Raw genomic sequence first — 13,252 nt, forward strand, 5'->3', positions numbered from 1 at the left:
CTGGTAATCTTATTGATAGCAAGTTTTCTCCCGGCAATGGGACAACAAACGGAGATACCTCGCCCGGCACCTCATCAGTTGAAGTGGCACGAATCGGAAATGGGCGTCGTCTTCCATTATGACCTCCATGTCTTCGACGGCATTAAATACGGTCAGGGTAATAACCGTGTCCAGCCGATAGAGGATTATAATATCTTCAACCCGACCCAGCTGAATACCGATCAATGGGTACAGGCCGCCAAAGCAGCGGGAGCCAAGTTCGCCGTACTAACGGCAACACACGAGACAGGCTTTGCCATTTACCAGAGCGATGTCAATCCGTATTGCCTGAAAGCGTTGAAATGGCGTGACGGCAAAGGAGATATCATCCGAGACTTCGTCAATTCATGTAGAAAATACGATATAATGCCCGGCATTTATGTCGGCATCCGATGGAATTCACTTTTTGGTGTTCATAATTTCAAGGTACAGGGGGAAGGAGAGTTTGCTGCTAACCGTCAACAATGGTATAAACATTTCTGCGAGCGCATGGTGGAAGAACTCTGCAGCCGCTACGGTGATTTATTTATGATCTGGTTTGACGGTGGCGCAGACGATCCGAAAGGCGACGGGCCGGATGTATTACCCATCGTCACCAAGTACCAGCCTGAATGCCTTTTCTATCATAACGTAGACCGGGCGGACTTCCGTTGGGGCGGTTCCGAGTCGGGTACGGTCGGTTACCCCTGCTGGTCCTCTTTCCCCTACCCTTACTCACACAGTAACAACACGGAAGGAAGCCGTAACCATAACGATCTACTGAAGCATGGTGACCAGGATGGTAAATACTGGGTCCCGGCTATGGCAGACACTCCGCTGCGTGGCATGAACGGGCGGCATGAATGGTTCTGGGAGCCGGACGACGAGAATACCATCTATCCGGTAGACAGCCTGATGAATATGTATTATAAGTCAGTCGGAAGGAATGCCACATTGATCGTCGGACTGACTCCCGATACGACAGGACTGCTCCCTGCCGGCGATGTGCAACGACTGAAAGAATGGGGTGACGAGATCAACCGCCGTTTCTCCTCTCCCATTGCCTCTGCATCGGGACAAAAGAAAAGCCTGACACTGAAACTGGATAAACCACAAGCAGTCAACCATTGCATTATCCAGGAGAATATCGCTAATGGAGAACGTATCCGCCGGTATAAAGTGGAAGCCAAAGTAAACGGTAAATGGCAAACCGTCTGCGAGGGCGAGTCGGTCGGACATAAACGTATCGAACAATTCCCGGCAGTCGAAGCATCGGCTCTGCGCCTGACGGTCTCTCAATCGGTGGCACAACCGGATATACGAAACTTCAGTGTCTATAACGTTGAATAAATAAGAGATAAAATATACAAACATGAACAAAAGAATATTAGTATCACTCATAGCAATACCCTTACTGGGAACGACAAGACAAGCCGAAGCGGCAACCCCGCAGGACCGGCCGAATATTATTCTCTTTTTAGTAGATGATATGGGTTGGCAGGATACTTCCCTCCCCTTCTGGAAGGAAAAAACCCATTACAACGAAGTATATGAAACGCCCAATATGGAACGTCTCGCCCATCAGGGAATGATGTTCACCCAGGCGTATGCTTCCAGTATCAGTTCGCCGAGCCGTTGCAGCCTCTACACCGGTATGAACGCCGGACGTCACCGGGTAACGAACTGGACCTATCCGAAGAATGCCTCCACCGACCGTAAAAGCGATGTACTGGAACTACCGGACTGGAATGTGAACGGTATCTGCGAAGTTCCCGGCATCGAACATACCTACCAGGTCACTTCTATGGCCCAAATACTGAAAGATAACGGCTATCATACCATCCACTGCGGAAAGGCACATTGGGGAGCTCTCGATACACCGGGAGAGAACCCGTATCATTTTGGCTTTGAAGTGAATATTGCAGGACATGCCGGTGGCGGACTGGCAAGCTATCTGGGAGAAGCCAATTTCGGTAACCGGACAGACGGAAAACCGAGTCCCTGGTTCGCCGTTCCCGGATTGGATGAGTATTGGGGAAAAGATATTTTCATCACGGAAGCCTTAACCCAGAAAGCCATGAAAGCCTTGGATAAGGCACAGCAATACGACCAACCGTTCTTCCTGTATATGTCGCATTACGCCATCCACGTCCCGATCGACAAGGATATGCGTTTCTACCAGAAGTATATCGACAAGGGACTGGGAGAGAAAGAGGCTGCTTATGCCGCCCTGATCGAGGGAATGGACAAGAGCCTGGGAGATATCATGGATTACCTGGAGAAGAATAACCTGGCAGATAATACCATCATCCTTTTCATGTCGGATAACGGCGGACTTGCTGCCGAACCGGAATGGCGTGACGGTGTTCCCCATACCCAGAACTCTCCGCTGAACAGCGGTAAAGGTTCTGCCTATGAAGGTGGTGTCCGCGAACCGATGATCGTCAGCTGGCCGGGAAAAGTACAGCCGCAAACCAAGACAGATAAATACCTCATCATCGAAGATTTCTTCCCTACCATCCTTGAAATGGCAGGCATAAAGAAATACAAAACGATCCAGCCTGTCGACGGTGTCAGCTTCATGCCGTTACTGACCAACACCGGCGATCCTTCCAGGGGACGCAGCCTCTACTGGAACTTCCCGAATCTTTGGGGAAACACCGGTCCGGGTATCGGAGCGACCTGCACGATCCGCCAGGGGGACTGGAAACTGATCTATTATTACGAGACCGGAAAGAAGGAATTGTTCAATATTCCCGACGATATAGGAGAAAAGAACGACCTGTCCGCCACTCATCCCAAACTGGTAAAGAAGCTATCCAAAGACCTCGGGAAACAGTTACGGAAAATGGAAGCACAGCGCCCATCGTTCAAAGCGACAGGAAAGCCTTGTCCGTGGCCGGATGAGATATAAATATTAACGGAGATCACTACCCTCTTTCAACAATATATCCTATCTTTGCCTGTAACAAAATTATTTAACTATGAAGAATAAGCAAAAGACAAGGATTGTAGCCGTTCCTGTCATACAGGAGCAGATGCGGAGAGAAGAAATAAATCTTCGCAAAGAGTATGGAATGTATTTATTGGACGTATCGAAGCTAATAGTCGGCGGAGCAGTTATTACAACGGCTATACAGCTTAATACTGATAAATTTCTAATTATAACAATCGCTGTTAGTATTGCGGTATTTTTCGGTATTTTTGGATTTATAGTATTAACCTTTAAAAAGAAATAAATATGGAACCAGCTTTATTATTATATATCCTTTTAGGTGTTGCTGGTCTTGGAGCTTTTCTTTTCGCCATATCTCCGGCAGGTCGCCGTTGGTTAGATAAGAATAGTTGAAAACAATAACTCAGGCACGGATTACACTCATCTAATTAATAGAAACGTGTAATCCGTGCTTGTTCTATTATACAAACTTCTCCCTCTTCTGCAAATTCAGTAGTCCAATCATCATCCAGACGATCCCTCCTATCAAAAGGAAAATACGATTCTTTACGATCAATCCTTCCCAGATCACCGGGAGGAAGTTATCGGGCACTTTAAAAGGATTCAGCAGGATATTCCAGAAAGAGCGTTCTATGAAATTCATTTTACTGGTAATCATCAGGAGAATAGCCAGGATGATCGTTAGTACGGCTGTACCGTTCCCGCTATGCGTTATCGTGGAGAACATAAAAGCCAGGTTACCGAAGAAAACAAGCGGGAACATCAACTGGATAGACATCTCAAACGGATTGACCGGATACAACAGCAAGGTAGCCAAATAGGAAAAAGCGACCAGGATAAAGAAAATAGCGACATAGATCATCAGCAAACGTACCCCCCAGACCTTATATTTATAATCGGGAATACCAAAAAGTATCTCCAGTATCCGGCTGTCTTCATCGTTCTGAATACCGAATACGGCAGGATAGAAAACCAACAAGACACAAGGAAACATCAACAGGTCATAGATCAGCCCTTCATTGATCTCCGCACGGTTCCAGGCAGACTGAAACATAAAATAGGCAAAGAACACGAATGCAGCCAGCAAAAACCAGATGAATTTGCCGGCAAAGATGATCTTCAGATTATATTTTACTACTTTGGGCAGTAAAGGTATCAATTGCTTTATTGTCATAACTATCTTTTTATTACATATCTATCACTATTATCTTATACCGCTTAGCACTAGCATTCCATACTGTTCTTCACCAGCATCTTACACTGCTCAGCACTGGTATCCTGCTATCGGCTTCCCCCCTCCATATTTTTCAACAGGCAGAGATAAGCATCTTCCAGGTTCGGTTCCACCTGCACCGCTCCTTCATAAGGAGAATCGACAGAGAGATAACGGACCTGTATCGTATCGCCATCCTGTATATGATGGACCACCATCGCTTTATCCAGTACCTGCTCGAAAGAATCCCGGTCGATATGGAACTGCCAGACTTTACCGACTGCCATATCCACCATATCCGTCGGATCACCGAAATATTTCAGTTCACCTTTATTGATAACAACCACCTGGCTGCAGGAGCTGGATATGTCTTCAATGATATGGGTCGAGAAGATCACAATGCGATCCTTACTCAATTCTACCAGCAAATTACGGAAACGGATACGTTCACGCGGATCGAGCCCGGCAGTAGGTTCATCCACCACCAGGATACGGGGCAGATGGAGCAGGATCAGAGCAATCCCGATACGTTGCTTCATACCGCCGGAGAAAGAACCGATCTTATCATCTTTCCGTTCATACATATGGACGGCTTTCAACACATATTCCAGACGTTCATTCCGCTGCTCGTTATCGGTCAATCCTTTCAGGATAGCCTGGTAATCGAGGAATTCCCAGGACGACATATTCTCGTACGTACCGAATTCCTGCGGCAGGAAACCGATCAGGCTCTGCAATTCCTCCCGGTAGACACGGGTATCCAGTCCGTTGATCCATATACTGCCGTAACTCTGCTCCAAAATACCGCAGACAATACGCATCAGCGTGGATTTACCGGCCCCATTAGGTCCCAACAGACCGAACATACCCGTACGGATCTCGAAAGAAACACCCCGCAACGCCTTGAACGGCTTTCGTTGTTTTCCTATCAACGGAATACTTTTCACCATACGGAACCAGGAACGGCGCAAACCGGCAAGCCGTCCTTTTATACGTTCGATATTGATCTCCCGCTCATACAGATACTGGGAAGAGATATAAACTGCAATACAGAACGCCCACAAAAGTCCGACAACGGAAATCAGCCCCGTATTATCCATCTTCCGGAACAGGATAAACAGAATGACGGGAGGGATACTCCAGAAGATCGCACGGTTTATATATTTCACCCACTTTTTATCTCCGAAACGGAAGAACAAATATTGCCGTACTTTCCGCCACAGGTAAAGCAGGGTTGCATAGATGGCAAATGATAACAGGAAGATCCATAACTTACTATGAATGAAGAACCATGTAAAATAGATTCCGAAGAACAAGATACCGAATAGCCATATCACATTCACAAAATCTTTCAGGGAACGATATTCATTACTCAATCCCAGATGCCGGCGAATAAGCAATCCGCTGTTCCATTGGCGGCTGATACGTCCGGGCCAGTCATAGATCTTCACCAGGTTACGGACAGAGATATGTATCTCTTCTCCCGGATCGATCACTTTCGATTTAGCCCGCCGCAAGCTGGTCTGTGCAAAATAAGTAACACCCGGAATGCCGAAGATCAGGATGACCAGGTAAATGGATTGCCACAACATGCCGTTGCCATACAACCAGATACAGGTTACACCCAACACGAACAAAACCAGATGGAGTGCCCATACCTTACGGGATAAACTGCGATACCACTCCAATGTATTTTCCAGCCCCATACAAACAGTAGGGATCAGGATCAATGTCAGCAAAGCGGAAAAAGTCAAACCACCGATGACCGTTATGGCGAACGGGGCACCGATCGCACCGGCATATTCCGAATCTCCCATCGCCAACGGAAACATAGCTACGATCGTCGTGATCGAAGTAATCAGGATCGGACGGATACGCGACAGGCCTGCCGTCATTAACGCCCTGTTCCGCCTGTAACCTTGCTTACGGAGAATATTGGAATAATCGATCAGGATGATACCGTTATTCACCACCACTCCCAGCAAAATAAGGAATCCTGTCAATGTATTCGCATTCAACAGGCTGTTATTGGTCAGCAACAGAGCCAGCAAGGAGCCTATGGCAGCCAACGGGATAGAGAAAAGCAATACAAAAGGTGTCACGAGCGATTCGAAGACAGAAGCCAGTATCATAAAGATCAGGATAAAAGCAGCCAATATCAGGAACTTGAAATCGGCAAACTCATCCTCCTCATGGAAGACCTCTACGGCAACCCCTGCAGGCAGGTTATAATTGGCAACCAGCTGGTCGATATCCGAACGGTATCCTTCCAGCAGATCTTTCGACGATTCCACATCTTTGGAGAAGTTATAGAAAACCTCGATCTGCTTGTCCTGATTGACACGCATGATACGGGAACGTCCCCGTCCGTAATTGATAGATGCCAGATCCTGCAGGTTATGCAGCCCCCCGTTGGCATTCTGTATCTGTACACGGCGCAGGTCGTCGACTGTCTTTTCCTTCTGGGTATTTTCGACATTTTCTTCCTCTTCTTCCCCCAGTTCCTGCTCCTCTTCGGGGATATCGTTACGGATAATAATATCATAGGTATCCTCTCCTATCTTGAAGGAAGTACCGGAAGAATATTCGGGATTGAGCGCAGCCAACCCGGATGAAATATTAGCACGGGTAATTTCATAGGAAGTCAGCAGGATCGGATCGAAATCCAGATGTATTTCCGGCTGGCGCTGATTATAAGAGACACGCGAATGGCGGATAAACTCCTGTTCATCCAGATAATAGCGGAGATCTTCCGCCACCAATTGCATTACATCGAAATCGGCTCCCTTTATCACGATCCGCTCCCGGTTATCTCCGATCCCCAGCAGACGCATAAAGTTCCCCAAACCGGCCATAGCCGATCCGCCTCCGCCGCCCGTAGCCTCGTCTACAGAGATCTCGGCTCCCTGTATATTAGACAAAAGCCCCTGGACAGACGCTTTATATTCAGCCATCTTACTGCCTGCCTTCTCCACGAAATCGTCGGTAAAGGTAAGGGTAAGAACTGCATTCTTCTCATTGATACGGCTGATCAGTTCTTTCCTCCCGGGAAAGCTATCGAGCCGCTCTTCAACCACCCGTACCAGTTTATCCGCATTATCCAACGTACTGCCTGTCTGCATGGTTACATAGACATTGATACGGTCGGTATTCACTTCCTTCATCCCCTGCACATTCAGTGTGATGGAAAGAATGAGGGTGACAAACAAAAGAATGATCGCACCGAAAATCATCACACCCGGATTACGCATACAGGTTTTCAGGGCAACCAGATAAATCTGAACAGCCCGCTGGGTGATGGATACTTTTTCGTAAAAGACTGTTTTGCTATTTGTAGTTGCCTGCCGACGAAGCAGCACATATGTTGCCATCGGAATGAAAAGCAGAGCAACAAACAGAGATATCGTCAGGGTAGAGATGATCGATACACCGATATGATGTCCGATCAGCTTGATCATAAAATTATCAGAAAAGACAAACGGCAGGAAGACAGTGACCGTCGTCAACGTTGCCGCCACAATAGAACGCCATACCTCTTTCGTTCCTTGCGTTACAGAACGTTCGGGCGTACAACCGGCTGCCGACAGGCGATAGATATTCTCCAGCACGACAACACTGTTGTCCAGCAGCATCCCGATCGCAAGCGCCATACCGACCAGCGTCAGGCTGTTAATCGTTATACCGAACGCATAAAAGAAATTGAATGCCGTATAGACCGAAATAGGTATGGAAAGAGCGATAAAGAATACCAGCCGCAGGTTCTTCAGGAACAACCACAGGATCAGTATGGCCAGCAACCCGCCCACCAAGGCCAGATTAATGATCTGGTTGATATTGTTCTCCATCGTTTCCGCCGTATTCTCCTGCACCACAACCTCCACGTCCAGATAAGCCAGCTTCTCGTTCAGCCGGTCGATCGCCTCGAGGGCACGGTGAGACAAGTCGATCAGATTCGCCTGCGAATCGTTCATCAGGGCGACAGAGACGGCATCTTTCCCGTTCACACGGCTATAGGAAGTCTCCTCTTTCAGGTCGAAGAAGACCGTAGCGACATCTTTCAACAGTACCGGACCGGGAGCGACCACGATATTCTCCAGATCGGATACTTTCGTATAAAGTGCGTTGACATGGATAAAGTACTTGCTGTCCGGCTCATTCGCAAAACCGACAAAGGCTTTATCCTGCGTATTTTGTGTCAGCAGGCCACTGATAGAAGACGGTGTAAGGTTCAGGGCTTTGCAGGCTTCCCGGTTCAGCCGGATCTCGATCGCTTTCTCCCGTCCGCCATAGACATTTACGGATGCCACCCCGTCGACATTCTCCAGATCGGTGCGGATCTCTTTATCCACGATATTCCTCACCCGGTCGACACCTCCCGAACCGCGTACCTGCAGAACCATAAAGTTGTTCGCCAACTGGCTGATATCCACCTTCTGCAACTGCACCGTAAAGCCTTCGGGGAAGGTAGCAGCCAGCTCGTTCACCTTCTCCTGCAATTTGAGGGAAGTGATCTTGAAGTTCACCGTATTCTTAAAATCGACCTGTATGGAAGATTGGCGGCTGTCGATGGATGATTCTATCTTATTTACACCGCCGATCGAACTGATCGCTCCTTCCAGCGGGATGATCACCTCCGACTCCACATACGAAGGGTCCATATCCTGCTGCGAGGATACCTGGACAAACAGGGTCGGCAGTTCCGCGTTGGGCAATAACTCTACCGGCAGTTGTTTATACGACACGTAACCGAGCATGGTCAGTGCTATAAACAACATGCAGATAGTTATTCTTCTATGTAGTAAAAAGTTCATGCTCTTCTATTCATTAAGCCCGTTTTCACCTTCTCCAAAATATAATATACACACGGAATGACCATCAAACTCATCAATGTAGATGTGACTAACCCGCCAATCACGGCTATTGCCATAGGTGAACGAAGCGAAGCCCCTTCACCGAAACTGAAAGTCATCGGGAGCAATGCCAGGATAGTGGTCAGCGTCGTCATGATAATCGGCCGGATACGTTGCTGGCCTGCTTCGACAATCGCATCAGTCAGGTCGCGATCCGTCTTCAGCTGGTTGATGCGGTCTACCAGAATGATCGAGTTGTTCACGGCAATACCGACCAGCATGACGATACCGATCACACCCATCATATTGATCGTCGTTCCCGTCAGGAAAAACAACAGGATAGCGCCGACTACCGCCAAGGGAATGGTCAGCAGGATCGTGAACGGATGCAAAAGCGATTCGAACTGTGATGCCAGTACCATATAAACGAGGATGACCGACAAGGCAAGGGCGAACAGCAGGCTATTCATCGACTCCTGCCGCTTTTCCTCTTCTCCCGTTACGGTGATTGAATAATTGTTAGGCAATTCGATATCTCTGACCGACTGACGGATCTCCTCCGCCAGCTTATCGAGCGATTTACCCGTATCCATATTAGCCATCACTTTACTGATACGGTTCTGGTTACGCCGGTAGATCTCTTTCGGGGCCTGCGATTCTTCCAGGGTCGCTATCTCGCGCAGACGGAATTCCTGTTCACCGTTCTTGATGACCAGGTCACCCAGGGCACGCAACGGGATATCAGGTACTTTAATAATGATATCGCGCATCTCCCCGCGGTATTCCATCTTTCCGGCCTCTTTCCCGCCCAGCTGCTGTTTCAACTGCTCGATCACGGTCGATACGCTCAGGTTATTGATACCTGCCATCGTCCGGTCGATGGAGATGGTGATCTCCGGGGCACCGTCTTCGATAGACGACATGATATTATAAAGGCCGGAAACGTCCTGCATCCGGTTCTTCACTTCTTCTGTAATAGCGGCTATCTCGTCCAGTTCCTCTCCTTTCACCTCGACTACGATAGGGGCGCCTTCGCTACCCAGCAACGAGCTCAGTGAGTTTTCTTCCTGTTTGATAGTCAACTCCAATCCGTCAGGATTCTCCGCCGTACGTACAAACTGTTCGATAACCGCTTCTGGCGATACCGGGCAGGCGGGAGAAAGGATTATTTTCATCATAGCCGTGTTCTCCCCTTCAAAAATGGCATTTTCCGAGCCGCTCCCTTCACCGATATGGCTGTAAACGGTCGACAGGCTATCTCCCGTAATGGTATAAAGCAGCTGTTCCAGGTTGTCGACAGCCGAGGCAGTACGTTCCAGCCGCGTCCCTTCCGGCATTTTCACCAGGACAGTAAACGCCTTGCTTTCCGTCCGCGGCATAAACTCCGTCCCAATAAACGGCAGTAGGAAAACCGTTACGACCATCAAGCCGACAGCCGCACCGATAACAATCCAGCGATGACTGATCAAACTTCGTAAAATATGGCTGTAACCTGTCATCTGAAGACCTGTTCCTCCTAATTTCCTCTTAGTGTCCAAAGGTATCCTTTTCCCCTCTTGAGAGGGGGCAGGGGGTGTGTCATTTTCACCGGAAGAATGAGAATGTTTCACCAACCGATCATACAACATCGGAATCACCAATATAGCCACAAACAACGATGATACCAGCGAGAACGTCACCGTCCATGCCTGGTCCTTGAATAACTCGCCCGAAGCCCCATGTAGATAGACGATCGGCAGGAACACCACAATCGTAGTCAGCGTCGAAGCGATCACCGCCCCCGCTACCTCGGAAGTTCCGGTTATGGTCGCTTCCCTCACAGGTACGCCTCTCTCTTGGTTCCGGAAGATGCTTTCGATAACCACAATGGCATTATCCACCAACATCCCGGCTCCCAGCGCCAATCCTCCGAGCGTCATTATATTCAGCGTAAGTCCGTTGAAGAACATCAAATTGAAAGTCGCCACGATCGAGATCGGAATAGCCATGCTGACAATCAATGTAGTCCCGAACCGGCGAAGGAAAACAAACAGGATGATGACAGCCAGGATAATACCCAGGACTGCACTCTCCTTCACCTCTCCGATCGCATTCTTGATAAACGTTCCCTGATTGGTTATCACCTTAAAATGATACCCGGGCAACGCCTGTTCGATAACAGCCAGCTGACGGGATACGCCATCCACCACCTTGACCGTATTATAACGCATTTCCTTATAGATGGAAAGCCCGATACTCCGTTGCCCGTTGATGCGGACGATATTATCGGGTCGCGCATTCTCAAATTGAACGGTAGCGACTTCCCGAAGGAAAAGCGGAGCCTTGTCTGCCGCCGCATCCGTCCCTGTATTCTGAGAGGCATTCGCTGCCGTCTCCTGCTTCGTTACAGGCTTATAGCCGACGATCAGATTTTCAAAATCAGCCTCCGAGCCGAACAGACTGGAACTTTTTACCAGATACTGCAATCCCAGCTCGCTGACACGGCCGCCGGATATACTTTGGTTGTTCGCCTCGATACGGGAGGCAATATCTTCTATCTTCAATCCGAAAGCATCCAGTTTATACGGGTCGGTCTGTATGATCAGGGTATTTTCCTCCTGGCCGGACAAAGTTACTTCAGCAACGCCTTCCAACCGGATCAATTCGTTCCGGATATAACTCTCTGCTACTTTTCGTAGCTCCGCCATATCTGTTATAGTCTGATGGGACATACCGATCAGGATAACCGGCGACTGGTTGGGATCGTGTTGTGTGATCTTCAGCTCGGTAATATCTTTATTCTGGGAAAACGGATTCATCGCTTTCTGCAAATCGAGGAAAGCCTCATCCATGTCTTTCGTCCAGGTATATTCCACAGTGATACGGGCCGAACCGGCCTTGACTACCGACGAAACCTGTGTCACATCGCTTTGCCGGATCGCCATCGACTCCATATTTTTGACGAACTGCTTCTCTATCTCTTCCGGCGGACGTTCGCCGGCTTTCAGCTCGATGAACAGCCGGGGATTATTCAGGTCGGGCAGCAGGTCCACACTCAACTGATCGTACGATATCTTTCCCAGCAACAGAATTGCCAGTACGACCATACAGATTGTGACCGGATTGCTTACTGCAAATTTGACAATGTTCTTCATAATACTACTCTCCGCCCCTATTTTTGTACCTTCACTTTACTATTCTCCTTCAATGTCTCGAAGCCTTTGACAACGAGATTGTCATTTTCACGAAGGCCTTCCAGTACTTCTATATTATCTTCATCCTCCAATCCTGTCTTGATATTCCGCAGGATGGCCGTATTCTTGTCTACAATGAATACATATTTACGGCGGCGGTTGGATTGTACGACATCTTTCGGTATGATAATGGCACTATCGGCACGGTCTACCACGATATCCGCCTTAACAAACATACCCGGACGCAGTTTCAGGCCACCGTTCTGGATCAGTATCTTCCCTTTGAAGGTACGGGTTTCCGTGCTGATAGCCGGCGACAGTTCACTGATCACGGCTTTCAACGTATCTTCCGGCAATGTATAATGCGTGATAAACACCGGCTGATCGGCTTTCACATAACTGATAGCACTCTCCGGCAGATTGATATCCATATACATCCGGGCATAATCCATCAATCCGACCATCGGTTTTCCCTGCTCTACCCTTACATCTGTCGTATAATGAGGCAGATTGACGATTACTCCGTCGAAAGGCGCTTTCACATTCATCTTCTCCAGGTTGAGTTTCGCATTCTCCAAGTCATAACGGGCATTCGTCACCTTCACTTCGGTGTTACGCATTTCGCTCAGTGTCACGCCGCCTTTTTCATAAAGAGCCTTTTGTTTCGTTTGTTCCTGCTCGGCTATTTCCAGACTCAGTTCTTTAGCGTCTATAGCAATGCCATTCTCATATTCTTTATCTTCCAAACGGATGATCAACTGTCCTTTTGAAACCAGGTCACCCAACTTGAACGGTTTTCCCGTCTTGGGATTCACCTGCAATTTATACAAACCGCTCATCTCGGAATTGAGATCGACACCATAGGTTGGCTGTGCCGTACCGGTCGTATTGATCAGTTTGCTGATAGAACCTTTTTTCAACTCCTTTACGGATACCGGCGTGGCGATATCGCTGGGAGCATTTTGCGGCTGGTTGTTACAACCGGTTGTTATTACGGCTAGTAATAAAAGAGATACAAGGGTATGATTATATTTTTTCATAA

The 13,252-nt window shown here is 48.2% G+C and carries 7 protein-coding genes; 3 read left to right on the plus strand and 4 right to left on the minus strand.

Annotated elements, in window-relative coordinates; translation table 11 throughout:
* Positions 1-36: 36 nt before the first annotated feature.
* From IEY67_RS01800 to IEY67_RS01810, 3 genes are all read left to right on the plus strand, one after another.
* Positions 37-1,368, plus strand: coding sequence for an alpha-L-fucosidase (locus IEY67_RS01800; RefSeq protein WP_373292231.1), 1,332 nt, complete (start codon positions 37-39; stop codon positions 1,366-1,368).
* A 22-nt stretch (positions 1,369-1,390) separates the two neighbouring features.
* Complete coding sequence (locus IEY67_RS01805) at positions 1,391-2,932, plus strand: sulfatase (protein ID WP_183670202.1); 1,542 nt, start codon at positions 1,391-1,393, stop codon at positions 2,930-2,932.
* A gap of 70 nt (positions 2,933-3,002) precedes the next feature.
* Positions 3,003-3,257: a DUF6722 family protein gene (locus IEY67_RS01810; protein ID WP_183670200.1), complete on the plus strand. Its 255-nt coding sequence runs from the start codon at positions 3,003-3,005 to the stop codon at positions 3,255-3,257.
* Positions 3,258-3,434: 177 nt separating this feature from the next.
* Here IEY67_RS01810 and IEY67_RS01815 read toward each other — a convergent pair whose 3' ends face one another.
* The 4 genes from IEY67_RS01815 to IEY67_RS01830 all read right to left on the minus strand — a co-directional run bounded on the left by IEY67_RS01815 (position 3,435) and on the right by IEY67_RS01830 (position 13,250).
* Positions 3,435-4,148: a hypothetical protein gene (locus tag IEY67_RS01815; protein WP_183670198.1), complete on the minus strand. Its 714-nt coding sequence runs from the start codon at positions 4,146-4,148 to the stop codon at positions 3,435-3,437.
* Positions 4,149-4,255: 107 nt separating this feature from the next.
* Entirely contained in the window at positions 4,256-8,998 is a 4,743-nt protein-coding gene (locus IEY67_RS01820) for an efflux RND transporter permease subunit (protein ID WP_183670196.1), read from the minus strand.
* Positions 8,995-12,171 (minus strand): efflux RND transporter permease subunit, encoded by a 3,177-nt coding sequence (locus IEY67_RS01825; protein ID WP_183670194.1) that lies wholly within the window; start codon positions 12,169-12,171, stop codon positions 8,995-8,997. The genes IEY67_RS01820 and IEY67_RS01825 overlap by 4 nt, the downstream gene beginning before the upstream one ends.
* A 17-nt stretch (positions 12,172-12,188) precedes the next feature.
* Positions 12,189-13,250: an efflux RND transporter periplasmic adaptor subunit gene (locus tag IEY67_RS01830; RefSeq protein WP_122353690.1), complete on the minus strand. Its 1,062-nt coding sequence runs from the start codon at positions 13,248-13,250 to the stop codon at positions 12,189-12,191.
* Between the last annotated feature and the right edge of the window lie 2 nt (positions 13,251-13,252).

This window comes from Parabacteroides faecis (genome assembly GCF_014647375.1).
Lineage (GTDB): Bacteria > Bacteroidota > Bacteroidia > Bacteroidales > Tannerellaceae > Parabacteroides > Parabacteroides faecis.

Coding starts and splice junctions, on each gene's coding strand:
- IEY67_RS01830 (WP_122353690.1), bottom strand. CDS start 13,250: ATGAAAAAATATAATCATACCCTTGTATCTCTTTTATTACTAGCCGTA.
- IEY67_RS01805 (WP_183670202.1), top strand. CDS start 1,391: ATGAACAAAAGAATATTAGTATCACTCATAGCAATACCCTTACTGGGA.
- IEY67_RS01825 (WP_183670194.1), bottom strand. CDS start 12,171: ATGAAGAACATTGTCAAATTTGCAGTAAGCAATCCGGTCACAATCTGT.
- IEY67_RS01800 (WP_373292231.1), top strand. CDS start 37: ATGGGACAACAAACGGAGATACCTCGCCCGGCACCTCATCAGTTGAAG.
- IEY67_RS01815 (WP_183670198.1), bottom strand. CDS start 4,148: ATGACAATAAAGCAATTGATACCTTTACTGCCCAAAGTAGTAAAATAT.
- IEY67_RS01820 (WP_183670196.1), bottom strand. CDS start 8,998: ATGAACTTTTTACTACATAGAAGAATAACTATCTGCATGTTGTTTATA.
- IEY67_RS01810 (WP_183670200.1), top strand. CDS start 3,003: ATGAAGAATAAGCAAAAGACAAGGATTGTAGCCGTTCCTGTCATACAG.